The sequence below is a fragment of the Streptomyces sp. NRRL F-5727 genome, assembly GCF_000719555.1.
Lineage (GTDB): Bacteria > Actinomycetota > Actinomycetes > Streptomycetales > Streptomycetaceae > Streptomyces.
The window spans coordinates 1-26362 of sequence record NZ_JOGX01000031.1; the positions used below are offsets into that span (position 1 = coordinate 1).

General features: G+C 74.7%; 29 protein-coding genes. 13 read left to right on the forward strand and 16 right to left on the reverse strand.

The window, feature by feature from the left end; translation table 11 throughout:
• Positions 1-83 precede the first annotated feature (83 nt).
• The 4 genes from IF73_RS0121260 to IF73_RS0121275 all read left to right on the forward strand — a co-directional run bounded on the left by IF73_RS0121260 (position 84) and on the right by IF73_RS0121275 (position 2849).
• Positions 84-398: a hypothetical protein gene (locus IF73_RS0121260; RefSeq protein ID WP_234338303.1), complete on the forward strand. Its 315-nt coding sequence runs from the start codon at positions 84-86 to the stop codon at positions 396-398.
• 96 nt (positions 399-494) lie between these two features.
• Positions 495-803 carry a DUF2087 domain-containing protein gene (locus tag IF73_RS0121265; protein WP_037879942.1) on the forward strand — a complete coding sequence of 103 codons (309 nt, stop codon included), beginning with the start codon at positions 495-497 and terminating at the stop codon, positions 801-803.
• Positions 800-1420, forward strand: coding sequence for a LysE family transporter (locus tag IF73_RS0121270; RefSeq protein WP_031010415.1), 621 nt, complete (start codon positions 800-802; stop codon positions 1418-1420). The genes IF73_RS0121265 and IF73_RS0121270 overlap by 4 nt, the downstream gene beginning before the upstream one ends.
• A gap of 100 nt (positions 1421-1520) precedes the next feature.
• Positions 1521-2849: an amino acid permease gene (locus IF73_RS0121275; RefSeq protein WP_031010417.1), complete on the forward strand. Its 1329-nt coding sequence runs from the start codon at positions 1521-1523 to the stop codon at positions 2847-2849.
• On the opposite strand, the gene IF73_RS0121280 is transcribed toward IF73_RS0121275, so the two are convergent.
• The 3 genes from IF73_RS0121280 to IF73_RS0121290 all read right to left on the reverse strand — a co-directional run bounded on the left by IF73_RS0121280 (position 2797) and on the right by IF73_RS0121290 (position 5185).
• Entirely contained in the window at positions 2797-3468 is a 672-nt protein-coding gene (locus IF73_RS0121280; protein WP_031010421.1) for a TetR/AcrR family transcriptional regulator, read from the reverse strand. The two genes, IF73_RS0121275 and IF73_RS0121280, sit on opposite strands and share 53 nt — an antisense overlap.
• A gap of 108 nt (positions 3469-3576) precedes the next feature.
• Positions 3577-4062 (reverse strand): cupin domain-containing protein, encoded by a 486-nt coding sequence (locus tag IF73_RS0121285; RefSeq protein ID WP_031010423.1) that lies wholly within the window; start codon positions 4060-4062, stop codon positions 3577-3579.
• 61 nt (positions 4063-4123) lie between these two features.
• Positions 4124-5185, reverse strand: a complete 1062-nt coding sequence (locus tag IF73_RS0121290; RefSeq protein ID WP_031010425.1) for an MFS transporter — start codon at positions 5183-5185, stop codon at positions 4124-4126.
• Positions 5186-5419: 234 nt separating this feature from the next.
• On the opposite strand from IF73_RS0121290, the gene IF73_RS0121295 reads away from it, so the two are divergent.
• Together IF73_RS0121295 and IF73_RS0121300 are read left to right on the forward strand one after the other, a co-directional pair.
• Positions 5420-5986, forward strand: coding sequence for an NADPH-dependent FMN reductase (locus IF73_RS0121295; protein ID WP_031010430.1), 567 nt, complete (start codon positions 5420-5422; stop codon positions 5984-5986).
• Positions 5983-6747: an MBL fold metallo-hydrolase gene (locus tag IF73_RS0121300; protein ID WP_031010432.1), complete on the forward strand. Its 765-nt coding sequence runs from the start codon at positions 5983-5985 to the stop codon at positions 6745-6747. The genes IF73_RS0121295 and IF73_RS0121300 overlap by 4 nt, the downstream gene beginning before the upstream one ends.
• Here the strand turns inward: IF73_RS0121300 and IF73_RS0121305 are convergent.
• The 3 genes from IF73_RS0121305 to IF73_RS0121315 all read right to left on the reverse strand — a co-directional run bounded on the left by IF73_RS0121305 (position 6705) and on the right by IF73_RS0121315 (position 8483).
• The gene (locus tag IF73_RS0121305; protein WP_051717100.1) at positions 6705-7022 is read right to left on the reverse strand and encodes a hypothetical protein; all 318 of its coding nucleotides are present in this window, start codon (positions 7020-7022) and stop codon (positions 6705-6707) included. The genes IF73_RS0121300 and IF73_RS0121305 overlap by 43 nt on opposite strands.
• A gap of 23 nt (positions 7023-7045) precedes the next feature.
• Entirely contained in the window at positions 7046-7210 is a 165-nt protein-coding gene (locus IF73_RS41105; RefSeq protein WP_158822089.1) for a hypothetical protein, read from the reverse strand.
• Positions 7211-7283: 73 nt separating this feature from the next.
• Entirely contained in the window at positions 7284-8483 is a 1200-nt protein-coding gene (locus IF73_RS0121315) for a serine hydrolase domain-containing protein (RefSeq protein WP_031010436.1), read from the reverse strand.
• A 160-nt stretch (positions 8484-8643) separates the two neighbouring features.
• Between IF73_RS0121315 and IF73_RS0121320 the strand changes: the two genes are divergently transcribed.
• Positions 8644-9282: a histidine phosphatase family protein gene (locus IF73_RS0121320; protein ID WP_031010437.1), complete on the forward strand. Its 639-nt coding sequence runs from the start codon at positions 8644-8646 to the stop codon at positions 9280-9282.
• 30 nt (positions 9283-9312) lie between these two features.
• Here the strand turns inward: IF73_RS0121320 and IF73_RS0121325 are convergent, their stop codons facing one another.
• Entirely contained in the window at positions 9313-10056 is a 744-nt protein-coding gene (locus IF73_RS0121325; protein WP_031010440.1) for a PIG-L deacetylase family protein, read from the reverse strand.
• Between the two features lie 147 nt (positions 10057-10203).
• Here IF73_RS0121325 and asnB point away from each other — a divergent pair, with 147 nt between their 5' ends.
• The 6 genes from asnB to IF73_RS0121355 all read left to right on the forward strand — a co-directional run bounded on the left by asnB (position 10204) and on the right by IF73_RS0121355 (position 17553).
• Entirely contained in the window at positions 10204-12012 is a 1809-nt protein-coding gene (gene asnB, locus IF73_RS0121330; protein WP_031010442.1) for an asparagine synthase (glutamine-hydrolyzing), read from the forward strand.
• A gap of 295 nt (positions 12013-12307) precedes the next feature.
• Positions 12308-13123, forward strand: coding sequence for a hypothetical protein (locus IF73_RS38745; protein ID WP_051717102.1), 816 nt, complete (start codon positions 12308-12310; stop codon positions 13121-13123).
• Between the two features lie 98 nt (positions 13124-13221).
• On the forward strand, positions 13222-13965 hold the full coding sequence (locus IF73_RS0121340) for an SDR family oxidoreductase (protein WP_031010446.1): 744 nt from the start codon (positions 13222-13224) through the stop codon (positions 13963-13965).
• 63 nt (positions 13966-14028) lie between these two features.
• Positions 14029-15594 (forward strand): class I tRNA ligase family protein, encoded by a 1566-nt coding sequence (locus tag IF73_RS0121345; protein WP_031010448.1) that lies wholly within the window; start codon positions 14029-14031, stop codon positions 15592-15594.
• 186 nt (positions 15595-15780) lie between these two features.
• Positions 15781-17127: a D-inositol-3-phosphate glycosyltransferase gene (mshA, locus tag IF73_RS0121350; RefSeq protein WP_078868178.1), complete on the forward strand. Its 1347-nt coding sequence runs from the start codon at positions 15781-15783 to the stop codon at positions 17125-17127.
• A gap of 225 nt (positions 17128-17352) precedes the next feature.
• Positions 17353-17553: a hypothetical protein gene (locus tag IF73_RS0121355; RefSeq protein ID WP_031010452.1), complete on the forward strand. Its 201-nt coding sequence runs from the start codon at positions 17353-17355 to the stop codon at positions 17551-17553.
• 127 nt (positions 17554-17680) lie between these two features.
• Here the strand turns inward: IF73_RS0121355 and IF73_RS0121360 are convergent, their stop codons facing one another.
• The 9 genes from IF73_RS0121360 to IF73_RS0121400 all read right to left on the reverse strand — a co-directional run bounded on the left by IF73_RS0121360 (position 17681) and on the right by IF73_RS0121400 (position 26279).
• The gene (locus IF73_RS0121360; RefSeq protein WP_031010455.1) at positions 17681-18733 is read right to left on the reverse strand and encodes a helix-turn-helix domain-containing protein; all 1053 of its coding nucleotides are present in this window, start codon (positions 18731-18733) and stop codon (positions 17681-17683) included.
• Between the two features lie 49 nt (positions 18734-18782).
• Positions 18783-19823: a helix-turn-helix transcriptional regulator gene (locus IF73_RS0121365; protein WP_051717105.1), complete on the reverse strand. Its 1041-nt coding sequence runs from the start codon at positions 19821-19823 to the stop codon at positions 18783-18785.
• Between the two features lie 116 nt (positions 19824-19939).
• Positions 19940-20410, reverse strand: coding sequence for a Fur family transcriptional regulator (locus tag IF73_RS0121370; RefSeq protein WP_234338304.1), 471 nt, complete (start codon positions 20408-20410; stop codon positions 19940-19942).
• An 81-nt stretch (positions 20411-20491) separates the two neighbouring features.
• Positions 20492-21385: an SAM-dependent methyltransferase gene (locus IF73_RS38750; protein WP_051717107.1), complete on the reverse strand. Its 894-nt coding sequence runs from the start codon at positions 21383-21385 to the stop codon at positions 20492-20494.
• A 214-nt stretch (positions 21386-21599) separates the two neighbouring features.
• Entirely contained in the window at positions 21600-22079 is a 480-nt protein-coding gene (locus tag IF73_RS0121380; protein ID WP_031010466.1) for a GNAT family N-acetyltransferase, read from the reverse strand.
• A gap of 139 nt (positions 22080-22218) precedes the next feature.
• Complete coding sequence (locus IF73_RS0121385) at positions 22219-23130, reverse strand: M56 family metallopeptidase (RefSeq protein WP_031010469.1); 912 nt, start codon at positions 23128-23130, stop codon at positions 22219-22221.
• Positions 23127-23531 (reverse strand): BlaI/MecI/CopY family transcriptional regulator, encoded by a 405-nt coding sequence (locus IF73_RS0121390; protein ID WP_031010472.1) that lies wholly within the window; start codon positions 23529-23531, stop codon positions 23127-23129. Before IF73_RS0121390 ends, IF73_RS0121385 begins: the two co-directional genes overlap by 4 nt.
• Before the next feature lie 169 nt (positions 23532-23700).
• Positions 23701-23982 carry a metal-sensitive transcriptional regulator gene (locus IF73_RS0121395; RefSeq protein ID WP_031010474.1) on the reverse strand — a complete coding sequence of 94 codons (282 nt, stop codon included), beginning with the start codon at positions 23980-23982 and terminating at the stop codon, positions 23701-23703.
• Between the two features lie 32 nt (positions 23983-24014).
• Entirely contained in the window at positions 24015-26279 is a 2265-nt protein-coding gene (locus tag IF73_RS0121400) for a heavy metal translocating P-type ATPase (RefSeq protein ID WP_031010476.1), read from the reverse strand.
• Between the last annotated feature and the right edge of the window lie 83 nt (positions 26280-26362).

The window sequence follows — 26362 nt, forward strand, 5'->3', positions numbered from 1 at the left end:
CCCCAGCACACCCCCGCCCCGGGGTCTCGCCCGTTCGGTCCCCGTCGCGGTGCGGGCACCCGGGGGCGGGGGTGTGCTGGGGCGTGACCCCCCACCCCCGCACCCACGGGAGCAGCAGCATGGCCGTCATCGTCACCGTCGAGATCCCCGGCGGCACCCAGGAGCAGTACGAGGCCACGACCGGCCGGCTCACCGACGCCGAGTGGTGGCCCCCGCAGGGCTTCCTCGCCCACGCGGCCGGCCCGGACGGGTCGGGCGGCTGGCGGGTCGTGGACTTCTGGGAGTCCGAGGAGGACTTCCTCTCCTTCGCGGCCCAGGCGCGCCCGATCTTCCAGGAGCAGGGCATGCCGCCGATCCTGCCGAAGTTCCAGGAGGCGGCGAACGTCATCATCGGCTGAACCGGCGCGTCCCGGCGCGTCCCGGCGCCGGACCACCCCATCCGGCGGGGCGAAAACCCTTTGCGGGGCGGGCCGGTGGCGGCCCACCCTGCCCCCATGAGTCATCCCTCTTCCCGGCCCGTCGCGGAGCTGTTCTCCGCCGACGGCCGCCTCATCGCGATCCCGCGCCGCCCGGCCCGCCGTGCGGCGCTCCTCGCCCACCTCGCCGAGACCCTCTTCGAGTCCGGCCGCGTCTACCGCGAGACCGAGGTCAACGAGGCCCTGAAGACCGTCCACGCGGACTACCCGGCGCTCCGCCGCTACCTGGTGGTCGGCGGCCTGCTCGCCCGGACGAAGGACGGCGCGGCCTACCACCGACAGCAGACGACCCCGGCCCCCGGAGGTGCGATCCCCGCCGTCGCGTGACCGCCGCGGTGGTGGCCGGCCTGCTGGCCGGCTACGGCATCGCGATCCCGGTGGGCGCCGTCGGCGCGCACCTGGTGGCGGTCGCGGCCCGCAGCCCGTGGCGTACGGGGGCGGGCGCGGCGCTCGGCATCGCGGCGGCCGACGGGGTGTACGCCCTGGTCGCGGTCGTCGGCGGGGCGGCGCTCGTGCCGCTCCTCGCGCCGGTGGCGGCGCCCCTGCGCTGGGTGTCCGCGGTCGTCCTGCTGGTCCTCGCGGGGGCCTCGGCCCGTACCGCGCTCCGCGCCCACCGTGCCCACCGCGGCGGGACCGCGCCGGACGAACGGCCGGTGACGGCCCCGCACCGGGCCTTCTGGACCTTCCTCGGGATCACGGTCCTCAACCCGATGACGGTCCTCTACTTCACGGCCCTCGTCCTCGGCGGCCACGCCACGACGGGCCCGGCCGAGGGGGCCGTCTTCGTCGCCGCGGCGTTCGCCGCCTCGGCGAGCTGGCAGCTCCTCCTGGCCTCCACCGGCACCCTCCTCGGCCACGCCCTGACGGGTGCCCGCGCCCGGCTCCTCACGGGCCTGGCGTCGAGCGCGCTGATCGCGGTCCTCGCGGTGGGTCTGGTGGTCTGAGCCGGCGGCCGAGGGGGCGGCCGAGCGGACGGTTCCGGATTGCCCGTGCGGCCCGATCACGTCATGATCCCCGCTGTCGTCCTGACGATCGGGGGAGAACATGACGGGACGGGTACTGACGCGCGGGCTGCGCCGGAGGCATCTGGCGATGATCGCGCTCGGCGGGGCCATCGGCGCCGGGCTCTTCGTGGGTTCGGGGGTGGGGATCGCGGCCGCCGGGCCGGGCATCCTCGTCTCGTACGTCCTCGCCGGCGCGCTCACCGTGCTGGTGATGCGGATGCTCGGCGACCTCTCCGCCGAGCGGCCGGTCACCGGCTCCTTCGCCGAGCACGCCCGGCGGGCCTTCGGCGGCTGGGCCGGGCTGCTCGCGGGCTGGATGTACTGGGCGCTGCTCGTCGTCAGCGTCGCCGCCGAGGCGATCGGCGCGGCCCGCATCGCGCACGGCTGGTGGCCGGCCGTGCCGCCGTGGGCGTGGGTCGCCGTCTTCATGACCGTCTTCACCGCCGCCAACCTGACCGGGGTACGCCGCTTCGGCGAGCTGGAGTTCTGGTTCGCCGGCCTGAAGATCGCCGCCATCGCCGGTTTCCTGCTGCTCGGCGTCGCCGCCCTCGCCGGCCTGGTCGGCGGCTTCGCCTCACCGGGGGCCGGGCACCTCACCGGCGCGGGCGGTTTCCTGCCGCACGGCTGGCACGGCGTCGCCGTCGGCATGGTCGCCGCCGTCTTCGCCTTCGGCGGCCTGGAGACGGTCACGATCGCCGCCGCCGAGTGCGAGGACCCGGCCCGCGCCGTGCGCACCGGCGTCCGCGCCGTCATGTGGCGGGTGGCGGTCTGCTACCTCGGCTCGATGGCCGTCATCGTCGCGCTCGTCCCGTGGAACGCGCCGGGGGTCGCCGACGGCCCGTACACCGCCGTCATGGAACGGATCGGCGTCCCCGGCGCCGCCGACGTCATGAGCGCCGTCGTCCTCGTCGCCCTGCTCTCCGCGATGAACGCCAACATCTACGGCTCCTCCCGCATGCTGTACGCGCTCGTCGACCGCGGCGACGCCCCGCCCGTCCTCGGCCGGGTCCGCGCCGGCGTCCCGCACACCGCCGTCGTGGCGTCGGCCGCCTTCGGCTTCGTCTCGGTCGTGCTGAGCCTGCTGTGGCCGCGTACGGTCTTCCCGTTCCTGCTGAACTCGATCGGCGCGGCGATCCTGATCGTCTGGGCCCTGATCGCCGGCTCCCACCTGCGTCTGCGCGGCCCGTCCGCCGCCTCGCTGACCGCGCTCGCCGGCATCGGGGCGGTCCTGCTGTTCATGCTCGGCGACCCGGCGAGCCGCGTCCAGTTGCTCACCACCGGCGGGTGGGCGGCGGCGCTGCTGGTGTGGGCGGCGGTCAGGCGCCGGTGGCGTACCGCGCCAGGAACAGGTCCACTCCCGAGCCGATGACCCGCTCCAGCTCGGCGTCCTCGATCTCCGCCTCCGGGGAGAAGGTCCGCACGAGCTGCGGCACTCCGACCGTCGCCGCGACCAGCTGCTGCACCGCCAGCTTCGGGTCCGGCGCGTCGAGGACGCCCCGGGCGTGCAGTTCGGTGAACGCCTCGACCAGCGGCCCGTTGTTCATGTCGTAGCTGACCCGGTACCAGAGCTGGCCGAGCTGCGGGAACCGGTCGATCTCGCCGATCACCAGCCGGCGCAGCGACATGATGTCGGGGCGCAGCAGGATCCGCGCCCAGTCCGTCGTCAGCTTCAGCAGCGCGGAGCGCAGGTCGGGGGCGGCGGCGATGGTCGAGTTGGTGGGCTCCAGGTCCGCGTACGTCTTCGGCAGCACGCCGCCGATGACCGCCAGGAACAGCCGCTCCTTGCTGCCGAAGTGCTTGTAGATCGTCGCCTTCGACACCCCGGACCGGGCGGTGATGGCGTCCATCGACGCGGCCGAGTACCCCTCCGCCAGGAACTCCGTCAGCGCCGCGTCGATGATCGCCTGCCGCTTCCGCGAGGCCGCGTCGGCGGGGTCGGGGATGACCGGGATGCCGTACTCGTCGAGGACGTCCTTGCTGGCGGCCATGGCGGTACGTCCTCGGGGGTAGGGGAGGGGGTCCGGTCCAGTATATGAACTGAACGGTTCGGTCTGCAAAGGGCCGGTTCCGGTTTCCGGTCGGCCCGGGGCAGGGCGTCAGACGAAGAAGCTGTCGTGCTTCACCAGGAACGCGGCCCGGTCCGCCTCGCTCATCCCCGCCAGGTCGCCGATCCGCTCGAAGTACTCCTCCCGGGGCGCGCCCGGCGCGAACAGCATCAGCATCGACGCGGGCTCCCCGGACTCGTTCCGGAAGGCGTGCAGTCCGCCGACGGGCACGTAGAGGTGGTCGCCGGAGCGGGCGTCCACCCACCGCTCGCCGTCGAAGAGGCGGATCGTCCCGGAGAGCACGAAGAACGCCTCCGACATCGCCTTGTGGAAGTGGGTGGCGGGCCCGGCCGACTCGGGCCCCATGTCCACCCGGTAGAGCCCGTACTCGCCCTGGGTGGAGAGGGTGGTGGAGAGGTAGTGGTACGCGGCGGGCGCGACGCCCGTGGCGACGAAGTCGGGCGGGGTGTCGGCGGGCCGGAAGCGGGCGCTGATCTCGCCCTGGTCGCCGAGGTAGCGGGGGTCGGGGTAGGACATGACGTCTCCAGAGGTGAAGAGGGAAGGGGGTCAGGGGGAAGGGAGGAAGGGGGGAAGAGGGTCAGGAGAGGAGGGCGGAGGCGAGCGCCGGGCCGGCGGCCACGCCCACCAGGAACGCGAAGTTGAAGAGGCCGACGGCGGTGTCGTGCAGCTCCTCCGGCAGGCCCTCCGTGGAGGCGCCGGTGAGCAGCCCCTGCGCGGCGGCGGTGGCGAGCGAGCTCACCCCGGACCCGAGCAGGACGACCCAGGCCCAGGGCCCGCCCGCGGCGAGCGCGACGGCGAGGGCGCCCCCGCAGGCCAGGACCCACGGCCGTGCCCGCGCCCGGACGAGCAGCCAGGACAGCAGCGCCCCGGCGAGCGCGGCGACGGCGGCGAACGCCCCGGTCTGCACGACCCCCCACCCGGCCAGCTCCCCGGCCCGCCGGGGCCCGGCGTACATGAGCCCGAAGTTGACGGTGGAGAGCACCAGCATGAGCCCGGCGGAGGAGCGGAAGGTGGGGGAGCGGAGGGCTGTCGCCGTCCCGTCGCGGGCCGGCCGGGGCCGCGGGCTGTCGGGGGCGTCCGGGGCGGGGCCGCGTACCCACCCGAGCGCCGCCACGCTCAGTACGGGCAGCACGAGCGCGCCCCGCCAGTCGACGCCCGCCGCGATCGCCGCGCCGCCGAAGAGCCCCGCCGTGCCGCCCACCGCGCTGCCGATGGCGACGAGTCCGGCGGACCGCCCGCTGCGGTCGCGGCCGGCGAGCTGGAAGGCCGCCACGTTGAACCCGGCCGCGCCGGCCGCGAGCAGTGCCCGCCCGGCGAGGGCGGCGGCGAAGCCCGGGACGAAGAGCACGAGCGCCGTCCCGGCGACGACGAGCGCCGCCGCCGTCCGCAGCGTGCCGCCCGGCCCGCTGCGCCGTCCGGCGGCGGTGAGCAGTGGCGTGCCGGCGGCCATGCCGATCCCGAAGACCGTCAGGAGCCAGGTGGCGGTGGGGACGGACACGCCGAGCGAGGCCGCGGCCTCGGGCACGACGAGCGCGGGCCCGGACACCCCGGCGGCGGCGGGTGCGGCGAGGGCGGCGAGCGCGAGGGCCCGCCCCCGTACGGCCGTCCCCGCGGCGGCGGCGACCGTCCCGGCCGTCATGCCGCACCGCCCGCGGGTATGCGCCCGGTGCCCGGGCCCGTGAACTCGGCGGTGTCGGAGCCGCGTCGCGGGCCCGCTGTCGTCTCCGTACGGGTCGTCTTCATGCCGACGAGAAAACTATACCGTTCGGTTCACTGTCAAGACTGAACGGTTCGGTTGACACCCTGAACCGTTCGGTTTACGTTGCGGGCATCGCGGCGCCGCTGCCAAGGCGCCCTCACCCAGGGGGACTTGATGACCGCAACCGTCCTGGCCGTCTCCGGCTCGCTCCGCGCCGACTCGCACAACACGCTCCTGCTGCACGCCGCCCGCAAGTTCAACCCCGGCGGCCTCGACATCGAGATCTACGAGGATCTCCGCGAGATCCCGCCGTACGACCAGGACCTCGACCACCCCGACCGCCGCCCGGCCGTCGTGGCGGAGCTGCGCCGGCGGGTGGTGGAGGCGGACGGACTCCTCATCGCCACGCCCGAGTTCAACTACTCGATCCCCGGCGTCCTGAAGAACGCCCTCGACTGGGTCTCCACCGACTGGACCCGCACGGAGGGCCTGCCGCTGCGCCGCAAGCCGATCGCGATCCTCGGCGCCGCGCCGACCAACTTCGGCACGGTGCGGGCGCAGTTGGCGCTGCGGCAGGTCTTCGTCTGGACGGACAGCGACGTCGTGGTGAAGCCGGAGGTCCACCTCTTCCGCTCGCACGAGCGCTTCGACGCGGACGGCACGCTGACGGACGAGACCTCGATCGGCCTCCTCCAGGAGCTCCTGACCGCCCTCGAGTCCAGGATCGGGGCCCGGTCATGACGCTCACCGCCACCTACGTCGGCACGGCGACGCTCCTTCTCCGGGTGGGCGGCCTCGCGGTGCTCACGGACCCGGCCTTCGACCCGGCCCCGGCCGACTACCCCGGCGCCCGCCCGCTCCGCCGCACCGCGGGTCCCGCCGTCACCCCCGCCGAACTGCCGCCGCTCGACCTGGTCCTCCTCTCCCACGACCAGCACGCCGACAACCTCGACGTCTCCGGCCGCGAGGTCCTGGCCGGCGCCCGCCTGGTCCTGACGACCCCCGAGGCGGCGGCACGGCTGGGCGGCCGCGCGGTGGGCCTGACGCCCTGGCAGTCCCACACCCTCCTGACCCCCGGCGGCACCGCGCTCACGGTCACCGCCGTCCCGGCCCGCCACGGCCCCGAGGGCACGGAACACGTCACGGGACCGGTCACCGGCTTCGTCCTCACCCACGAGGACCGGACCCTCTACGTCTCCGGCGACACGACCCGCCACGCCGCCCTGAACGACCTGGCCACCCGTTTCGCCGTCGACACGGCCTTCCTGCACCTGGGCGACGCCCACTTCCCCACCACGGGCGACCGCTCCTTCTCCCTCAGCGCGCGGGAGGGCGCGGCCCTGGCCCGCACCCTGGGCGCCCGGACGGTGATCCCCCTCCACTACGAGGGCTGGACCCACTTCACCGAATCCCGTGCCGCCATCGAGGCCGCGTTCCCGCCGCCCGGCACGGAGACCCCCTACCTCCGCTTCCTCCGGCCGGGTGCGGCGGAGACGGTCTGAACGGCGAGGACGGCCCCCGCCGCCAGGACGGCGCCGCCACCCGCCAGCACACCGCAGCGGGAGCGCCAGGAGAGGGCCGACCACTGGGACTCCGCCGACAGGAGGGAGCCCAGGCTCGCCCAGGAGCCCACGGAGAGGACGGAGGCGGCCGAGCCGACCGAACCGATGGACAGGAAGGAGCCGACCGAGCCGATCGACAGCGTCGAGCCGACCGAGCCGATCGACAGGAACGAGTTCCGGGAAGCGAGGGACCAGCGGGAACCGTCAGCGCTCATGGACCGATCGTAGACACGGAGCCCTATCCGGCGCAGGCCGGCAGGAATTCCAGGCCCTCGGGTGTCCCGAACCGGACCACCGCCATGTACGCCTCCGGGTAGTCGCACCCGAGGTCGGTCCACTGCAGCGCGAAGAACGTCCACACGGCGAAACCCGCGAGGAACCACCATCCCCAGCCCTTTGACATGTCCGGCTCGTACCCGGGGGGCCGCCGGAGGAACCGGTTCCCCCGACGGCCCTTCCCGGGCGGGCGGGACGGGTCAGCCGCGGGGCGTCACGGAGCCCGCGTAGACGTTCTTCGGCGTGACGACCCCGGTGACCGCGCGGGCCACCAGGGTGGACGGCTCCTGTCCGCCGCTGAGCGAGTCCGTGTTGAGCATCAGGACGAGGGTGGCCCGCTGCGACGGGAGGTACACGGTGACCGTCTCGTACCCGGGCAGCGAGCCGTTGTGGCCGATCCACCCGTTGGTGTCCAGGATCCCGAGCCCGTACGAGGTGCCCGGGAAGCCGGTCGGCAGGGTCTTGAGGCGCTGCGCCTGCGTCGCGGGGCTGAGCAGCTTCCCGGTGGCGAGCACGGGCGCCCAGCGGCGCAGGTCGTCGAGGTCGGAGATCATCGCGCCGGCCGACCACGCCCAGCTGGGGTTCCAGTCCGTCGCGTCGGCGACGGTGCCGTCCAGGGTCTGGTCGGTGTAGCCGCGGGCGTGCGGCAGCGGGAACTCGGCGCCCTTCGGCAGGAAGGTGTGCCGCAGCCCCGCCGGCCGGACGACGTCCTCGTGGAGCACGTCCGCGAGCCGACGGCCGGTGACCTTCTCGACGACCAGGCCGAGCAGGACGAGGTTGGAGTTGGAGTACTGGAAGGTGGCGCCCGGCGCGAAGGTGTTGGCGTGCCGGTAGCCGTACGAGAGGACCTCCCACGGGTTGAACGGGCGCTTCGGCGCGCTCAGCAGGTCCCGGACGAAGTCCGGGTCGGACGTGTACGGGAAGAGGCCGCTGCGCATCCCGGCGAGGTGCCGCAGCGTGATGCGGTGGCCGTTCGGGACGCCCCGCACGTAGGCGTCGATCGGGTCGTCGAGCCCGACCTTCCCCTCGTCGACGAGGCGGAGGAGTGCGGTGACGGTGAAGGTCTTCGTCTCGCTGCCGATCCGGACGTACCCGTCGGCGGACATCGGCTCGCCGGTCCGCTTGTCCGCGACGCCGGTGGCCCGGACGTAACACCCCTGGCCCGGCATCCAGATCCCGACGACGAGACCGGGGATCCCGGCCTCCCGCCGGACCTTCTCGACGGTCGAGTCGAGCCGGGCGACGGTGGCGGCCGGAAGCGCGTCGCTCTCCGGACACCGGTCGCCGGCGCCGTGCCGGACGGGACTCGGGGCCGCCGCCGTGGCGGGCAGGGCGGCGGGGGCGAGGGCGGTGGCCGCGAGGAGCAGGGCGGTCGCGAGGACACGTCGTCTTGGTCGCATGGGGGTCAGACCAGCACCGGGAGGCGGGAGTGGGGGACGGCTGCGGGCGGGGGCGGTACGAGTCCACCCGTACGGCCTCCGCGTACGGGGAACCGGGGCGGACCGCGGCGCCGTCCCCGCGACCACGAGATCCACACCGCGTACCCGGAAGGTTCCCGCCATGACCACCACGGCCACCACGGCCCCCGGCACGGCCACCCGCTACCTCTACCTCACCCGCCACGGCGAGGCCACCCCCGACGAGACCGGCCTGGCGGAGACGGGCCGCCGCCAGGCCGCCCTCCTCGGGGAACGGCTCCGCGGCGCGCCGCTGACCGCGGTCCACCACGGGCCGCTCGCCCGGGCGGCGGAGACGGCGCGGCTGGTCGGCGAGCAGCTCGGCGGCGTTCCGGTACGCGTCGCCGAGGCGGCCGGCGACTACGTCCCGTACCAGCCCTCCCGCGAGGAGCTGCCGGCGGACATCGCCGACGCGATGCTCGGTTTCCTGGAGCGGTTCCCGGCGGAGGAGCGGGCGCGGGGCGCGGAACTGGCGGCGGAGGCGGCCGCGCGCTTCACCGGACCGGTCGCGGGAGACGAGCCCGTCCACGAGCTCGTCGTGACGCACAACTTCCTGGTGGGGTGGCTGGTGCGGGCGGCGCTGGACGCGCCGGAGTGGCGGTGGATGGGCCTCAACCACGCGAACGCGGGCCTGACGGTCATCAAGTACGCGCCCGGACGCCCCCCGTCGCTCCTGCTCTACAACGACACCGGCCACCTCCCCGCCCCCCTCCGCTGGACGGGCCTCGCCGACCGCGTCTGACCCCTGCCCGGCGGCGCCCGGCGGGGCGGGTCAGTCGATGTGGACCGTCTGGAAGGCTTCCGCCATGCGGCCCGCAGGGAGCCCCGCCGCCCTCGCGTGTTCCGAGAGCCACGCCCGCAACAGCCCCGCCAGATCGTCGAAGTGGGCCGTCTGCGACGTGTGGATCCGCAGCGCCTCGACCTTCCGGTCGAAGACGGACGTGACGTCGACGTACTGGTTCGGCGTCGGGCCGGTCATCAGCCACAGTTCGTGGACGATCCACGGTTCGAGCCCCTCCTCCCGGAGGAGCGAGGGGTGTGCGAAGGGGTTCCGCGCCTCGGGGTAGATCGCGCGCAGGCACGCGTCGCCGACGGCCCGGTGGTCGGGGTGGAGGTCGGCGACCCGGGCCCAGTTGATCTCGGGGGAGGGGATGATGGCCCGCTGCGGTCGCACCTCCCGGATCACCCGGCACAGATCGCGCCGCAGTTCGACGCTGGGCTCGACGAAGCTGTCCGGGTAGCCGAGGAAGCGGACGTCGGCGACGCCGCTCAGCTTGGCCGAGTGGACCTGTTCGGCGCGGCGCAGGTCCGCCATCGCCTGCCGGGGGAGCAGCGGGTCGTATCCGCCGGCGCCGCCGTCGGTGACGATGCAGTACGTGACGCGGGTGCCGCGTTCGATCCACTGCATGACGGTGCCGCTGACGCAGAACTCGATGTCGTCCGGGTGCGCGGCCACCACCAGCAGTGATTCCGGCGCGCTGCGGAAGGTCGGGGGGTCGGTCGCGAAGTCCTCCATGGCTCCAGCCTGTTGGGGGTGGAGGGGCGTCGCAAGGCCAACCCGTGGCGTGAACAGGACATGGCACTTACGCGCCATTCAAAAAATTGGTAGATTCAAATCAACGAGGCTCCATGCCACGAAGACGACGACACGGAGGCGACCGGCATGTGCAGGATTCTCGGCTCCTTCGCCGCCGGGGCGGACCGCCCCGACCCGGCCGCGCTCGCATCGGCCTCCGCGCGCCAGCGCCACGGCGGCCCCGACGAACACCGGGTGCTCAGCGGCCCCGGCTGGTCCCTCGGCTGCGACCGGCTCGCCGTCACCGACCCGCGCGGCGGACAGCAGCCCTACCGGCTGCCCCACCTCCCCGGCATCCTCGCCGTCCTCAACGGCGAGATCTACAACCACGCCGAGCTCCGCCGCACCCTCGCCGCCCGCGGCCACCGCTTCCCCGACCGCTGCGACGGCACCGTCCTGCCCGCCCTCTACGCCGAGTACGGCCCCGCCTTCGCCGAGCACCTCGACGGCATGTTCGCCGTCGCCGTCCTCGACCTGCGGCCCGGCCGCGCCCGACTCGTCCTCGCCGTCGACGACATGGGCATGAAGCCGCTCCACGTCCACCACGACCCCGCCGACGGATCCACCCGCTTCGCCTCGGAGATCCCCGCGCTCCTCGCCTTCGGCGGCGTACGGTTCTCCCCGCGCGACGACTCCCTCGACACCGTCCTCGCCACCCGTACGTCCTTCGCCACCGGCACCGTCCTCGACGGCGTCAGCGTCCTGCCGCCCGGCGCCACCGCGCTCGTCCGGCCCGGCGCCGCCCCCGTCGTCCACCGCCGCGGGCCCCACCGGGCCGCCCCCGTCGGCGACACCCAGGACGTGCTGCGCCACGAGGTCCGGCGACTCGCCGACGCCGACGTCCCCGTCTGCGCCGTCACCAGCGGCGGACTCGACTCCGGCCTCGTCACCGCCCTCGCCGCCGAGCACGCCCGCGAGACCGACGCGCCCCCGCTGCACACCTTCCACCTCACCTACCGCGGCAACTGGCCCGGCTCCGAGGCCGCCCACGCCCGCTCCGTCGCCCGCCGGGCCCGGACCGTCCACCACGAGATCGCCCTCGACCCCGACGAACTCCCCTCCCTCCTCACCCGCACCGTCCGCCACCTCGGCCAGCCCAACGCCGACCCCATCACCCTCTCCACCTACGCCCTCTTCCGCGCCGTCCGCCAGAACGGCTTCACCGTCGCGCTCACCGGCGACGGCGCGGACGAACTCTTCGGCGGGTACGACCGGATGGCGGCGGCCCTCGCGGCCCCGCCGGGCGCCGACTGGGCGGCGGCCTACACCGACGCGCTCGCCGCCGCGCCGCGGCTGCTGCGCGAGCACCTCTACACGGCCGACTACCGCGCCCACATCGCCGACACGGGCTCCGCCGCCGACCGCATCGAGCAGGAGCTGCGCTCCGCGGAGGCGGTCGGGGCGGACCGGGTCACCGCGACGACCGCCCTGGAGACGCGGTGGCGGCTGCCCGCGTACCACCTGCGGCGCGTCGACCACCTCGCGATGGCCTGGGCCGTCGAGACCCGGCTCCCCTTCTGCCAGCCGGCCGTCGTCACCCACGCGCGGTCGCTGCCCGCGGCGGCGCGGACGGGCAAGCGGGCGCTGTACGAGGCGGGCGCGGAGCTCCTCCCGGCGGCCGTCCTGCGCCGGCCCAAGCAGCCCTTCACCCTCCCCGTCGAGGCGATGATCGCGCCCGGGGGGCCGCTCCTCGACACGGTCCGCGAACTCCTCTCCCCGGCCCGGCTCGTCCTCGGCGGCAAGGTCCGCGCGGACCGCGTCGCGCGCCTGCTGGCGCGTCAGCTGGAGCGGCCCAACCGGGGCGACGCACAGGCGCTGTGGGCGCTGGCGGTCCACGAACTCTGGACCGACGTCCTCCGCACCCTCCAGATCCCCGCCGACTGTGCCGCGGCCTGACGCACCGTCCCTGTGGGCAGGCGTCCCGCAGGGCGGGACGGGTGGGCACAGGGACGGCGCCCTCTGCCGCGCCCAGGCTTCCGCGCCTGAACCCGCACCCGGTGTACGGCGCCGTACGGGTGCGGGTCCAGGCCCGGTCGCGGAGGCACCCGCGACGGTGCCGTTCCGTTGTGCCCACCCTCCCCCCTGCTCTCGGCTTCGTTCGAGCAGGGGGGACCCCCATCGCCCCAGCGGAACAGCTGCCCACAACGGGGTCCAGCCGGGCGCAGCCCACGACGAAACGGCCGCGCTCGTCGTGCGCGCCCACGACGCCCCCGGCGCGACGCTCGTCGTGCGGGGGGACCGGATGCCCGCCGGCACCCTGGGGCTCGCGCGGGAGCTGGCGCAGCTCGACCCGCGGCTGCGGAAGATCGCGTTCTACGGCGAGGGCCCCGACCGCACCCTGCGGTACCGGTTCGTGCAGGTCCTGCCCGGCGGCGGGTTCGACTTCCGGGCCGGGTGCGGGCACTCGCTGCTCGCCTGCGTGGTCGCCGAGGGGCGCCCGGGCCCGGTGACCGTCCACGCGCTGACCACCGGCGACACGGTCCTGTGCGAGCCGGAGCCGCGGCGGACGGGCGCGTACACGCTGCACTTCCTCCGCCCGCCCGACGCCCCAGGCACCCTCCCCACCGGCCGCCCGCGCGACCGGCTCCTCGGCGTGCCGGTCAGCCTCGTCTCGTACGGGAACCCCTACGTCTTCGTGGCGGCCGGCCGGGTCCGCGGCCACGCCCATCTGCTGGCGCTCCGGGCCGAGGCCGCCCGGCTCCTCGGGCACCCCCCGCACTCCGCGCTGCCCAAGATCGCCACGTTCGACACCACGCCCCACGGGCTCTCCGTCCGCGCGCTCACGGTCGGCGGCTGGCACCCGCGGCTGGCGCTGACGGGCGCGGCGGCGCTCGCCGCGGCGGGGGCGCTGGACGGGACCGTCGTGCCCGCGGTCCAGGGGGTCGTCCGGACGCCTGGCGGCACCGTCACCGTCTCCGCCGGCCCCGACCGGGTCAGCGTGCACCACAAGCGGGCGACGGTGCTGCGCGCCTGCCCGCTGCCGTGGCGCGTCCACGCAACGGCGTGAACGCGCACCCCTTTTCCCCGCTCCGGTGCTCCTCTCCTCTGCCACGCTGCAAGGGACCGGCCATTGGAAGCCGTATCCGTGGGGAGAGCAGAAACCCAATGAAATTCGAGAATCTGCGTGTCGTCGTGACCGGCGCGTCCCGCTCCTTCGGCCGTGCGCTCGCCGTCGGATTCGCCCATCTCGGGGCCGAGGTCTATGTGTCGGCGCGGACGGTGGAGGCGGCGGAGCGGACCCGCGCCGAGGTGCTGGGCTCGGCCCGCGACCGTATCCACGCCTTCGGGTGCGACCTCAGCCGGCCCGCCGAGATCCGGGAGTTCGCGGCCCGGGTCGGCGAACACACGGACCGGGTCGACCTGTTGGTGAACAACGGCGCCCGGTGGCTCGACGGCATGGACCTGGAGGCGACCAGCGACGCCGAGATCGTGGAGACCATCGAGTCCACGGCCGGCGGCACCGTCCTCATGGTGAAGCACTTCCTGCCGCTGCTGCGCGGCTCGCTGCGGCCCGACATCGTGAACATGGTGGCCGTGCGGGACGCGGGGGGCGCCTCCGCGGCCCCCGGCGGGGCACACGAGGCGTTCTGGGCGGCGAAGAGCGCGCAGGCCGGTTTCGCGGACATCCTGGCCCGCCGGCTGCGGCCGTCCGGGGTGCGGGTCTTCTCCCTCTTCCCGCCGGACTTCTCGACCGCCGACCCGCGCTTCGCGGAGTGGGACGGCATCGACCCGGGCGGCGTCGCGGCCGACGACAAGCTCACCACCCAGGCGCTCTTCGAGTGCATCGTCTACGCCGTCGAGCAGCCCCGCGACTGCTTCATCCGCTCCTTCCACTTCGAGCCCCGCTGACCCGCCCGCCGACGTCACCGTCCCGTCTGCCCCTCGCACCTCGCTGACGCTCAGGAGGCTTCCATGAGCACCCCCGTCTGGATCACCGCGACCCCGCCCGCCACCCACGGCGAACTCCACATCGGCCACCTCGCCGGGCCGTACGTGGCCGCCGACGTCCTGACCAGATACCTGCGGGCCGAAGGCGAGCCGGTCCGGTTCACCACCGGCACGGCCGACCACGCGAGCTCCGTCGAGGTGCGGGCGCTGCGGCTCGGCCGCAAGCCGGAGGAGGTGGCGGAGGGGTACCGGGCCGCGATCGCCGCCGACTGGCTGCGCTCCGGCGTCGCGTTCGACCACATCGTCCGGCCGCGCCGCGACAAGGGGTACGCGCGCTGGGTGCGGGACCTCTTCGCGAAGCTGTACGCGGAGGGGGTCATCGCCCCGCGGACCCGCCTGCTCCCGTACTGCGAGCCGTGCGGGCGGTGGCTGCACGGGGCGCACGCCACCGGCGCCTGCCCGCACTGCGGCGCGGCGAGCGACGGCGGGATGTGCCACGAGTGCGCCCGGCCCAACGACGGCGGCGACCTCGTCGGCGCGCGCTGCGCGGTCTGCGGCACCCCCGCGGTGGCCCGCCGCTGCCGCCGCCTCTACATCCCGCTGGAGCCGTTCCGGGAGACGCTGGCCGAGTACTGGGCGGCGGCGGGGCTGCCACCGCGGCTCGCGGCGCTGTGCGAGTCGCTGGTGGAGGACGGGCTGCCGGACATCGCGGTCGGCCACCCGGCCGAGTGGGGGCTCGACGTGCCGGTGGAGGGCTTCCCGGAGCACCGCATCGACGGCTGCTTCGAGGCGGCGGCGATGCACCTCTTCGGGCACGACGCCAAGGGGCGGCTGCCGGCCCGCGCGATCCACTTCTGCGGCTTCGGACACTCCTTCTGCCACGCGGTGCTGCTGCCGGTGCTGCTGCTCGCGCAGGGCGTGAAGCTGCCGCAGGACTTCAACGTCAACGAGTCCTTCGTGATCGAGGAGGGGGTGCGGGAGGGGAACGTGTGGGCGCTCGACCTGCTCACCGAGTACGGCTCCGACACCCTGCGCCGGCACGTCCTCCAGGCCCGGCCGCTGGGCCGCCGGACGGTCTTCCGGCGGGAGCGGCTCGCCGCCGCCCGGCGGGAGCTGGACGAGAACTGGAACAGCTGGCTGTCCCGGCTCTTCGCGGCGGTCCGCGAGGAGTGCGACGGGCGCGCCCCGCAGGCGCTGCCCGGCGGCACCGGCTGGGAGGTCCTGGAGCGGCGGCTGCACCGGGCGGTGGACGATCTGCGGGAGGCGTACGGCCCCGACGCCTTCGACCCGCGGCGGGCGGTCGCCGTCCTCGACGAGATGGTCCGCTCGGTGGCCGACTTCGGGTACGTGAACGCGCACGAGCGGTGCCGCCCCACCACCGCCTGCCGCCATCGGCCCGCGCTGGCCGCGCAGTTGGCGGTGGCGTCGGCGCTGACGGCGTGGGCGCGGCCGGTGATGCCGGAGGGCGCGGACCGGCTGGCGGCGGCCCTGCGGGTGGAGACGGGGCGGCCGGTGGACTGGCACGCGCTGATCCCGCCGCTGCCGGGCACCCGGCTCTCCCCGCCGTCGGGCCCGGTCTTCGGTTTCTGAGGCCGTCCAGCCCCACCCGTACTTCTAAGCAACTAAGAAGTCGGATACACGTCCGACGCCTTCCCCGCCTTTCCCACCTTCCCTGCCTTCCCCACCTTCCCCGGCCGCGTGAGCCCGGCGCGACACGCGCGGGGCTCACGCGGTTCCCCCACCCCTCAGGAGCCTCTCGTGTCCCTGCGCGTCGCCATGCTCAGCGTCCACACCTCCCCGCTCCACCAGCCCGGAACCGGGGACGCCGGCGGCATGAACGTCTACATGGTCGAACTCTCCCGGGCCCTCGCCGAACAGGGCGTGGCGGTCGACCTGTTCACCCGCTGCCAGGGCGGCGGCGAGCCCCCGCTCACCGACCTGGCGCCCGGCGTGCGCGTCCGGCAGGTGGTGGCGGGCCCGCGTCGGGCGGTGGCGAAGGAGGCGGTGCCCGACCTGGTGCTGCCCTTCGCGCTGGGCCTGCTGCGGGAGCGGGGCCGGTACGACCTGGTCCACTCGCACTACTGGCTCTCCGGGCAGGCGGGCGGCATCGCCGCCTTCGGCTGGGGCACTCCGCTGGTGCACACCGCGCACACCCTGGCCCTGGTGAAGAACGCGCACCTGGGCGAGGGCGACACCCCGGAGCCGCCGGGCCGGATCCTCGGCGAGCGGCGGCTGGCGGCGGAGGCCGACCGGCTGATCGCGAACACGGCGGACGAGGCCGAGGCGCTGCGGAGCCTGTACGGGGCGGATCCGCTCCGCACCGAGGTGGTCCGCCCGGGCGTGGACCTGCGGACCTTCGCGCCCGGGCCGGGGCCGGACGCCGGACGGGCGGCGGCGCGGGCCCGGCTCGGGCTGCCGGCGGACGCGTTCGTACCGCTGTACGCCGGGCGGATCCAGCCGCTGAAGGGGCCGGACGTGCTGGTGCGGGCGGTGGCGGAGCTGCTGCGGATGGCGCCGGGGCTGCGGGAGCGGCTGCTGGTGCCGGTGATCGGCGGGCACTCGGGGGCGGGGGAGCAGGGCGCGGTGGCGCGGCTGGCGGCGGAGCTGGGGGTGACGGACGTGCTGCGGCCGTGTCCGCCGGTGCCGCAGGAGCGGCTGGCGGAGTGGTTCCGGGCGGCGGACGTGCTGGTGGTGCCGTCGCGGAGCGAGTCGTTCGGTCTGGTGGCGGCGGAGGCGCAGGCGTGCGGGACGCCGGTGCTGGCGTCGGCGGTGGGCGGGCTGCCGACGGCGGTGTGGGAGGGGGTGACGGGGCTGCTCGTCCGGGGCCACGACCCGGTGGAGTACGCCCGGCGGCTGCTGTGGCTGGCGGTGCATCCGCGGGCGCGGGCGACGATGGGGGTGGCGGCGGCCGGGCACGCCCGGGGGATGAGCTGGCGGGGCGCGGCGGCACGGACGGTCGAGGTGTACGAGGCCGCGCTCGCGGAGCCGGGCAGGGGGGTCGCGCTCGCGGGCCGGGGAAGCGGCGGAGCGCCGGTGTCACGGGTGGGGCAAGGGCGGCGGCACGCCCCTGCCCCGGCGGCCCCTCTCTCCTGGAGGAACGAGAAGGCCGTAGCACGAGTCTAGCATCTCTTTTGGTTCGACCAAAGGTTAGATGCGCTACGGACCGGCCAATTCCGTTGACACGGCACCCGATTGACGCACTCACGCCATGGCGGGTCCACGCATCGGAGAACTCTGGATTCACCAACAGGGCGCCGACAGAATGGAGTTGTCTTCAGGGAGCGCCCGGCGGCACGGGCCCCCGGAGACGGGAATCAGCCCATTCCACCGACGACTCCTGGAGGAATCATGTCCGTCGAGCAGAACTCCGGAATGCAGAAGACCGTCCGCCAGTTCCTGGTCGCCCTCACCGCCTGTCTCGCCGTCGCCGGCGCCGCCGTCTACGCGGTCTCCCCCGACAGCGCCCAGGAATCCCCGGTCCAGCACGCCGGCGTCACCGTCGACTGGCCGCACACCACGGCGACCGCCACCCCCGCCCCGACGAACTGAACCGCGGTGGACTGAACCGCCCGGAGGAATTCCGCGAAGCCCCGTGATCGCCCTGCCACGATCACGGGGCTTTCGCGCGCCCGGAATTCCGCGGTTTCGCGAATCCGCCGAGGGGGCCGGCCGGCATTCAGTCGAGCCAGCCGAGCCGCACCGCGCGCACCCCGGCCTCGAATCGGCTCGACGCCCCCAATTCCTGCATGAGTTCGGAGAGCATCCGGCTCACCGTGCGCAGCGAGACGCCCAGGTTCCGGGCGATCTTCTCGTCCTTCATGCCGTCCGCGAGCATCTGGAGCGCCGCCCGCTGCTGCTCCGACAGGCCGTCGCCGCCCCGCTCGGGCGCCACGTCGTCGCCGTACGGGGTGGCGGTGTGCCAGCAGTGCTCGTACAGGCTCAGACAGGAGCCGACGAGCAGCGGGCCGCGGGCCAGGATCGCCCCCCGGCCGGGCTCCTCGGGGTGCAGCGGGACCATCGCGTACTGCTGGTCCACCAGGACCATCGTCATGGGGAGTTCGGGGGCGATCCGGACCTCGACGCCCAGCTCGGCGCGGCGCTTGAGGACGGCCGCCGCCTCCGGCCGGACGGCGTCCTGGGTGCGGTAGATCGCGCGGATCCGGACGCCCTGCGCGAGCTTGCGCGCGTCCCGCTCGAAGATCCGCTCGGGGACCTGGCGGGCCGGGCCCGTGGGGTACATCGAGCAGGACGCCTCCTGGGTGACGTCGACGATGTCCTCCAGGGCCTGCTGGATCCGCCGGTAGTCGGTGATCGTCTCGACGGCGATCTCGGAGCCCGCCAGGGTGCCGGGCCGCAGAAATGTCCCGGCCAGCGTCTCCAGGGTGCCGTACGCCTGGTCGGCCTCGGCGAGGTGTTCCCGCAGCCGGGCCCGCTCCCGGTCCAGGATCCGCAGCAGGGCGATCTCCGGGTCCACCGAGGCGACCGCGTCCTCCTCGGGACGCCAGTCCTCGTTCCGCAGGTCGGCGGCGGTCGCGTGCCGGCTGGTGGTCGGGACGATCAGGCCGAGGGAGAGCAGTTCGGCCCGACATCGCTCGTGCTCCTCCGGCGCCAGACCTAACCCGGCGGCGACCTCGGTGTAGTTCGACACCCCTCGACGGCGCAGCTCCTGATAGAGCGTCACCAGCAGCCCGGTCCCGTCGCCCACCGTGCCGCCGTCCGTCGTGACCATGGCGAACTTCCCCCTCGTCGTCGCGAAATGACCGTCCCGGACCGTCAGGCTACGCGGTGTGCCCCGGCCCGCCGAGGTCGTCGGGGCCGTTCTCGCCGTCCAGCAGGCCCAGCCGGGCCGCCTTCACGCCCGCCTCGAAGCGGCTGGCCGCGCCCAGCTCCTGCATCACCTCGGAGATGAGCCGGCTGACCGTGCGCAGCGACACCCCGAGGTTCCGCGCCACCTGCTCGTCCTTGATGCCGGAGGCGAGCATCCGCAGCGCGGCCCGCTGCTGTTCGGTCAGTCCGTGGCCGTCGTGCGCGTCGGGTTCCCGGTGGCCGTACGGGGTGGCGGCGCGCCAGCAGTACGCGTACAGGGCCCGGTAGGCGCGGACCAGGCCGGGGCCGCGGGCCAGGATCGCGGGGGAGCCGGGGTCGCGGGGGTCCGTGGGCAGCAGGGCGAAGGACTCGTCGGCGAGCACCATGTTCATGGGGACGACGGGGGAGAGCCGGATCTCGGCGCCGATCGCGGTCCGGGCGGCGAGGTGCTGGTCCATCTCGGGGACCTGCCCGACCCGGTGGCTGTACATGGCCTCGACGCGGATCCCGCGGGCCACCCGTTCCCGGTCCCGGTCCAGCTCCAGGGCCATCTCCTCGCGCCGGACCGAGCCGGTGGCCATGGTGTGGACGGAGTCCCGGGCCGTCTTCGTCAGGTCGGCGAGCTCGCGGCGGATCCGCGCCGGATCGTCGACGATCTCCACCTCGACCTCGGAGTCCGGTTCGGTCCGGGCCCGCAGGAACGGTCCGGCGAGGGTCTCCAGGGCGGTGTGGGCGCGGCTGGTCTCGGCGAGCCGGCTCTCCAGCCGGTCCCGCTCGTGCCGCAGCAGTCCGAGCAGGGCCACGTCGGGGGCGATGACCCGGGGTGCGGGCGAGGTGGCGTCGACCAGCCCGAGGCCGGTCAACTCGGCCCGGGCGCGATCCCGTTCGGCGTCGGTGAGCTGGAGCGCGCGGGCCGCTTCGGCGAGCGGGGTGCCCGGGGCGGCGCGCAGCGCCTGGTAGAGGGCGAGGGCCTGCTCGCCTCCCGTACGCACTCCGGCGGCGTTCTTGGACACGGCGGCAGCAGACTCCCCTCGGATCGCACGGATCCCGTCGAAAAAACGCCCCGGCAGACCCTGCCACACATTCGAACGTTCCGCACGAGGTCCACCGGCGGAGCCGCGCGGACGGGTCAGGCGGACTCCGCCGCGCAGTCGGGGCACAGCCCCTTGAAGACCAGCTCGGTCTCGCCGGTCTCCCAGCCGGGCAGGCTGCCGCGCGGCGGCGCCGGCGCGGGCGCCGTCACGTTCTCCACCCGGCCGCAGTTCACGCAGAGGGCGTGCTGGTGGCGGGGGCCCGAGATCTCGAAGACGGCCGGAAGGCCGGGCCGGTCGAACTTGCCGACCAGGCCGGTCTCCTGGAAGTGGCGCAGCATCTCGTAGACGGCCTGGCTGGTGAGGGTGCCGAGCCGCTCGCGGGCGGCCGCGGTGATCGCCTCGACGTCGAGGTGTCCGCCGGCGGCGAGCACCGAAAGGACCTCCAGGCGCGGCCCGGTGACCCGCAGGCCCACGTCCCTCAGGCGCTGGATCACCGCCTCGCGGCCCGTCAGCTCTTCCACGACTGCCCTCTCGCCCATCTGGTCCGCCCAAACGTTTGCGGGCATCGTACCTCTTGCCCGCCCGCCCCGTCAGGCGGGAGTCGGCCGGTCCGTCGGTCCCCCGGCCGGTGGGTCAGCCGTCGGGCGTCACTCGTCCGGCCGGCAGACCAGCAGCACCGACTCCGTGCGCTCGTCGATCCGCTGCCGCCGCCGGCCCTCGATGTGCAGCCCCGCCGCGTGCAGTTCGGCCGCCAGCCGGTCCTGGTCCACGATCCACTTGTCGGTGGTGAGCACCGTCCGCTCGGTGGAGAGCTTCCCCGTCCTGGCCGAGTAGTAGGTGACCCGCTCGCTCATCGCCCCCAGGTCGAAGTCCTGCCGCGCCACCACCCACTCGTCGATCCCGTCGAACCTCGGCACCTGGAACGCCCACGTCCTGCGCGGCTCCGCCACCAGCCCCGGCCACCGGTGCGCCGTGTAGTCCAGGGCCAGCGCCCCGCCCGCCTCCAGATGGGCGGCGACCTCCCGCAGCAGCCCCGGCCGCCGGCCCGGCGGGACCGCCGACACCATCGCGCCGGCGAGCAGCGCCAGCCGGTAACTCCCGTGCAGCCGCAGCTCGGTGAGGTCCGCCCGGTGCGTCACCACCAGACCGGCCACCTGCGGGCCGATCCGGCGGGCCCAGCCGTCGAGGCGCTCCAGTGCCGAGGCGTCCCGGTCCACGGCCTCCACGGCGAAGCCGTGCCGGGCGAACGGGACGGCGAGCCGTCCCGCGCCGGAGCCGAGGTCCAGGACGGGTCCGCCGGTGGAGCGGGCGAGGCCGAGGTACCGGACGATGTCCGCGCTGTGCGGGCCGAGCAGGGCGTCGTGCAGCCAGACCGACCCCTCGTCCATCGCGGCGACGGACTCCAGGCCGGGCAGGGCGTCGGAGGCGATCCGCACCCCCGCCCCGGTGGCCGGAGCCCGCTCCCGGTCGTGTCGGGACGGCAGGACCGGCGCGAGCGCTGCGGGCACGGCGGGCAGGGAAGTGCCGCTCGGGGTGTGCATCGCTCCTCCAGGGGCTCGCTCGGTCCATGCCGTCCGGGCGAGGTGCCCGTGCCGCCGGGACCGCGCCGCTGCGACCATCCTGACCTGCGGAGGGAGCCCCGATCCACCGGATCGGGCTGCGTGAACACGCGATGGCGTGGATCTGCCACGGGCCGCCGGGAGCCGGGAGCCGGGACCGGGAGCCGGAGTCGGGGCCCGGAGCAGGGCGGGGCTGTCAGACCGCGCGGCCCCAGCGGGTCGGCCCGAGCGCCGCGAAGCCGCGCTCACGGTAGAACGGCAGGGCCGGGTCCGCCTCCACCGGCAGCTGCACCCGCTGCTCCCGCGCGTCGTAGCCGCGCGCCCGGTCGGTGGCCGCCGCCAGCAGGGCCGTACCGATCCCGCGGCGGCGCGCGCCCTCCTCGACCGCCAGCGCGTACAGCTCGCCCTCGCCCGGCACCGGGACCCCGCAGGCGGCGACCCCGACGAGGCGGCCCTCCGGGTTCTCCGCGACCAGCCAGCCGAGCCAGCCGGGCGCGCCTCCCGGAATTTCTATTTCCGCGCGTATCCGCGGCAGCGCGCATTGTGTGGAGATCAGCCGGCGCAGCGGGATTTCCTCCAGCATTCCGGCATAGCTGCTCCGGATCGCGTCGGCGAGCAGCCGGGATATCGGAGTCGCGTCGCCGGCCGCTGCCGTGCGGACGCCAGCGAGCTGCATTGGATCTGTACCCTTCGCCGTGCCGAGCGCCGTGGTGTGCCGGAGGACCAACGTACCCACAATAGCGACCGATTCCCGGCTGTGTGACCGATGCGAAATCTACGAATTCGCTTAGTAAATAGGGGAGTTGGTCCGGACATTAGGCCGGGAAGGAACAGCAGGCGACGACGAGCGGAGCCATCGCGAGAGCGGCCGCGCCGATCGTCAGCAGCCCGCGCAGCACGGGGTGGCCCGCCCGGTGCGGGGTGAGGATCCGGCGCATCCGGAGCGCCGCCGAGGGGCCGCCCGCGGCGAACGCGGCGCGTGGCGCGCGGCCCGCGGCGAGGGCGTAGAGCGCGGTGGCGAGCGCGTCGCGGGTGCAGCGGCGCAGCGCCCGGTCGTCGGCGGCCATCTCCAGGAGCAGCGGTACGGCCGCGGAGCCGTGCCGGGCCAGCGGCAGCCGCCGGAATACGGTGCCGAACGCCTCGGCGGCGGCGACGAGCAGATGGTGCCGGCCCGCGATGTGCGCCCGCTCGTGGGCGAGGGCGGCGGCGAGCTGCGCGGGCGTGAGGGTGTCGAGGGCGCCGGAGGAGACGACGACCCGGCGGACCCGGCCGGGCAGGCAGTAGACGGCGGGCCGGGCGTGGTCGAGGACGGTGGCGCGCAGCTCGGGGTCGTACCGCCCGATCAGGCGCAGCACGTCCCCGTGCTCCCGCCGGGCCCGGCGGGCCCGCAGGAGGCCGTGGGCGAGCACGGCGGTCGGGACGGCGAGGACGGCGGCGGCCACTCCCGGAGCGGCGGCCTCCCGCCCGCGCAGCGCCAACAGCTCGGTGGCGGAGGGGAGTCGGAGGGTGAGCACCATGTCGGTGAGGCGGTGGCTGGCCTCGTTCGGCAGCAGCAGCTGCGCGGGGAGCAGGGCGCTCGCCACCATGAAGACGGCGCCGCAGGCGGCCCAGACGGTGACCGCGAGCCGGGGCACCTGCTGGGCCCACCGGGCCCGCACCAGCAGCCAGGGGACGACGAGCCCGGAGAGCAGCGCGAGGCCGAGGGGGACGAGGGCGTGGTGGTTCACGCGCGCCCTCCCCGAAGCTCCCCGGACCCCGGCCCCGGGCCCGGTTCGCCGCGGGCGGTGCGGAGGGCCGCGTCGAGGGCCTCGACGTCCTCGTCGGAGATGGCCTCGACGAAGCGGAGCAGGGCGGCGGGGCGGTCCGGGCTGTCGCCGAGGGCGTCGCGCATCAGCCCGGCGGTGTACTCCTCGCGGCCGCGGACGGGTTCGTAGAGCCAGGCCCGGCCCGCCTTCTCCCGGCGCAGCCAGCCCTTGCGGTGCAGGATGTCGGCCACCGTCATGACGGTGGTGTAGGCGACCCGGCGGCCGCGGTTGATGTCGTCGACGATCTCGCGGACGGTGGCGGGCCGCTGCCAGGCCCACAGCCGGTCCATGATCTCGGCCTCCAGCTCTCCCAGCCGGCGCACGTGCATCCCCTCCCCTCGCGGGCCGCTCATCGTACGGGCCGCCCACCCGCACCAGGTATACCCCCCAGGGGTAAGGTGGCGGGTTCGTGGCGGCCCCCGACACGGCCACCGCCCCCGTGCGGCGGCCCGCGACCGCGGGCCCCCCGCACGGGGGCGGCGCCGGACTCCGTCAGGTCCGGATCAGCCGGGCGATCGCCTTGGACGCCTCGCCGACCTTCACCTTCGCCTGGTCCCCGCCGGCCGCGATGGCCTCGGTGACGCAGCAGCTGAGGTGCTCGTCGAGGAGGGCGACCGCGCAGGACTGGAGGGCCGCGTTGATCGCGGAGACCTGGGTCAGGACGTCGATGCAGTAGACGTCCTCGTCGACCATCCGCTGCACCCCCCGGACCTGTCCCTCGATCCGCCGGAGCCTTCTGATGATGTCTTCCTTGTGCTGTACGTAACCGGCCACGGCGGGCTCCCGTCAGGTCAAGGGTCCGGAGGTCACTGGTCCGCGGCCTGGAAGCCGCGCAGCCGGAGGCTGTTGCCGACCACGAAGACCGAGGAGAAGGCCATCGCGGCGCCGGCGATCATCGGGTTGAGCAGTCCGGCCGCCGCGAGCGGCAGCGCGGCCACGTTGTAGGCGAAGGCCCAGAAGAGGTTCGAGCGGATGGTGCCGAGCGTCTTGCGGGAGAGCCGGATGGCGTCGGCCGCGGCCCGCAGGTCGCCCCGGACGAGGGTCAGGTCGCCGGCCTCGATGGCCGCGTCCGTTCCGGTGCCCATCGCCAGACCGAGGTCGGCCTGGGCGAGCGCGGCGGCGTCGTTGACGCCGTCGCCGACCATGGCGACCGAACGGCCCTCGCCCTGGAGCTTCTTGACGACGTCGACCTTGTCCTGCGGCATGACCTCCGCGATGACCTCGTCGATGCCGACCTCGGCGGCGACGGCCTCGGCGACCGCCTGGTTGTCGCCGGTGAGCAGGATCGGGGTGAGGCCGAGGGCGCGGAGCCGCCTGATGGCTTCGGCGCTGGTCTCCTTGACGGCGTCGGCGACCTCCAGGACCGCGCGGGCCTCGCCGTCCCAGGCGACCGCGATGGCCGTCTTCCCGGCCTTCTCCGCCGCGTCCTTCGCGGCCTTGAGGCTCGCCGGGAGGGACATCGCCCACTCCTCGAGCAGCTTCTCGCGGCCGACCAGGACGGCGTGCCCGTCGACGACGCCCTGGACGCCGAGGCCGGGGATGTTGGCGAAGTCCTCGGGGACGGGCAGGGTGCCGACCTTCGCGGCGGCGCCGGTGGCGACGGCCTGGGCGATCGGGTGCTCGGAGGAGTGCTCCAGGGCGCCGGCGAGGCGCAGCACGTCGGTCTCGTCCGTACCGGCGGCGGTGTGGACCTTCAGGAGGGTCATCCGGCCGGTGGTGACGGTGCCGGTCTTGTCCAGGACGATGGTGTCGACCTTGCGGGTGGTCTCCAGGACCTCGGGGCCCTTGATCAGGATGCCGAGCTGCGCGCCGCGGCCGGTGCCGACCATGAGGGCGGTCGGGGTGGCCAGGCCCAGGGCGCACGGGCAGGCGATGATCAGGACGGCGACGGCGGCGGTGAAGGCGGCGGTCAGGCCCTCGCCGGTGCCGAGCCAGAAGCCGAGCGTGCCGAGCGAGAGCGCGATGACGATCGGGACGAAGACGGCCGAGATCCGGTCGGCGAGCCGCTGGGCGGCGGCCTTGCCGTTCTGCGCGTCCTCGACGAGCTTCGCCATCCGGGCGAGCTGGGTGTCGGCGCCGACCCGGGTGGCCTCGACGACGAGCCGGCCGCCGGCGTTCAGGGTGGCGCCGGTGACGGAGTCGCCGACACCGACCTCGACGGGGACGGACTCGCCGGTGAGCATGGAGGCGTCCACGGCGGACGAGCCCTCGACGACGGTGCCGTCGGTGGCGATCTTCTCGCCGGGGCGGACCAGGAAGCGGTCCCCGACCTGGAGTTCGGCGGTCGGCACGGTGACCTCGCGGCCGCCCTTCAGGACCGTGACCTCCTTGGCGCCGAGCTGCATCAGCGCCTTGAGCGCGGCGCCGGCCTTCCGCTTCGAGCGGGCCTCGAAGTAGCGGCCCGCCAGGATGAAGGCGGTGACGCCGGCGGCGGCCTCCAGGTAGATGTTCCCGGCGCCGTCGGTGCGGGCGATCGTGAACTCGAAGGGGTGCGTCATCCCCGGCGTACCGGCGGTGCCGAAGAACAGCGCCCACAGGGACCACAGGAACGCGGCGATCGTGCCGACCGAGATCAGCGTGTCCATGGTGGCCGCGCCGTGCCTGGCGTTGGTCCAGGCGGCGCGGTGGAAGGGCCAGGCGGCGTAGGTGACGACCGGCGCGGCGAGCGTGAGGCTCAGCCACTGCCAGTACTCGATCTGGAGCGCCGGGACCATCGCCATCGCGATGACGGGGACGGCGAGGGCGACGGCGGTGACCAGCCGCTGCCTGAGCGGCCGCAGCTCCTCGTCGGCCTTCTCCTCGTCGGAGGGGCCGCTCTCGCCGGGGGTCTCCGCCTTCGGCGGCTCGGGCTCGGCGGCGGTGTAGCCGGTGGCCTCGACCGTCGCGATCAGGTCGGCGACCGGGATGTCGGCGGAGAAGGTGACCTTCGCCTTCTCGGTCGCGTAGTTGACGGTGGCCTCGACCCCGTCCATGCGGTTGAGCTTCTTCTCGATCCGGGCCGCGCACGAGGCGCAGGTCATGCCGCCGATGGCGAGCTCGACCTGGGCGGTGCCGGGGGTCGTCGTGGTCATGAAACTGCTCCCTCTTTCTTTCCTGTGCACGGGGGCCGGGGCCCGGGCGGGGGTACGGGACGGGCCCCGGCGGCCGGATCGGT

Coding starts and splice junctions, on each gene's coding strand:
- IF73_RS0121285 (WP_031010423.1), bottom strand. CDS start 4,062: ATGTCCTACCCCGACCCCCGCTACCTCGGCGACCAGGGCGAGATCAGC.
- IF73_RS0121280 (WP_031010421.1), bottom strand. CDS start 3,468: ATGGCCGCCAGCAAGGACGTCCTCGACGAGTACGGCATCCCGGTCATC.
- IF73_RS0121305 (WP_051717100.1), bottom strand. CDS start 7,022: ATGAGCGCTGACGGTTCCCGCTGGTCCCTCGCTTCCCGGAACTCGTTC.
- IF73_RS0121370 (WP_234338304.1), bottom strand. CDS start 20,410: ATGCCCGCAAACGTTTGGGCGGACCAGATGGGCGAGAGGGCAGTCGTG.
- IF73_RS0121355 (WP_031010452.1), top strand. CDS start 17,353: ATGTCCGTCGAGCAGAACTCCGGAATGCAGAAGACCGTCCGCCAGTTC.
- IF73_RS0121295 (WP_031010430.1), top strand. CDS start 5,420: ATGACCGCAACCGTCCTGGCCGTCTCCGGCTCGCTCCGCGCCGACTCG.
- mshA (WP_078868178.1), top strand. CDS start 15,781: ATGCTCAGCGTCCACACCTCCCCGCTCCACCAGCCCGGAACCGGGGAC.
- IF73_RS0121325 (WP_031010440.1), bottom strand. CDS start 10,056: ATGGAGGACTTCGCGACCGACCCCCCGACCTTCCGCAGCGCGCCGGAA.
- IF73_RS0121345 (WP_031010448.1), top strand. CDS start 14,029: ATGAGCACCCCCGTCTGGATCACCGCGACCCCGCCCGCCACCCACGGC.
- IF73_RS0121380 (WP_031010466.1), bottom strand. CDS start 22,079: ATGCAGCTCGCTGGCGTCCGCACGGCAGCGGCCGGCGACGCGACTCCG.
- IF73_RS0121265 (WP_037879942.1), top strand. CDS start 495: ATGAGTCATCCCTCTTCCCGGCCCGTCGCGGAGCTGTTCTCCGCCGAC.
- IF73_RS0121400 (WP_031010476.1), bottom strand. CDS start 26,279: ATGACCACGACGACCCCCGGCACCGCCCAGGTCGAGCTCGCCATCGGC.
- IF73_RS0121315 (WP_031010436.1), bottom strand. CDS start 8,483: ATGCGACCAAGACGACGTGTCCTCGCGACCGCCCTGCTCCTCGCGGCC.
- IF73_RS0121290 (WP_031010425.1), bottom strand. CDS start 5,185: ATGACGGCCGGGACGGTCGCCGCCGCCGCGGGGACGGCCGTACGGGGG.
- IF73_RS0121300 (WP_031010432.1), top strand. CDS start 5,983: ATGACGCTCACCGCCACCTACGTCGGCACGGCGACGCTCCTTCTCCGG.
- IF73_RS41105 (WP_158822089.1), bottom strand. CDS start 7,210: ATGTCAAAGGGCTGGGGATGGTGGTTCCTCGCGGGTTTCGCCGTGTGG.
- IF73_RS0121320 (WP_031010437.1), top strand. CDS start 8,644: ATGACCACCACGGCCACCACGGCCCCCGGCACGGCCACCCGCTACCTC.
- IF73_RS0121360 (WP_031010455.1), bottom strand. CDS start 18,733: ATGGTCACGACGGACGGCGGCACGGTGGGCGACGGGACCGGGCTGCTG.
- asnB (WP_031010442.1), top strand. CDS start 10,204: ATGTGCAGGATTCTCGGCTCCTTCGCCGCCGGGGCGGACCGCCCCGAC.
- IF73_RS38750 (WP_051717107.1), bottom strand. CDS start 21,385: ATGCACACCCCGAGCGGCACTTCCCTGCCCGCCGTGCCCGCAGCGCTC.
- IF73_RS0121340 (WP_031010446.1), top strand. CDS start 13,222: ATGAAATTCGAGAATCTGCGTGTCGTCGTGACCGGCGCGTCCCGCTCC.
- IF73_RS0121275 (WP_031010417.1), top strand. CDS start 1,521: ATGACGGGACGGGTACTGACGCGCGGGCTGCGCCGGAGGCATCTGGCG.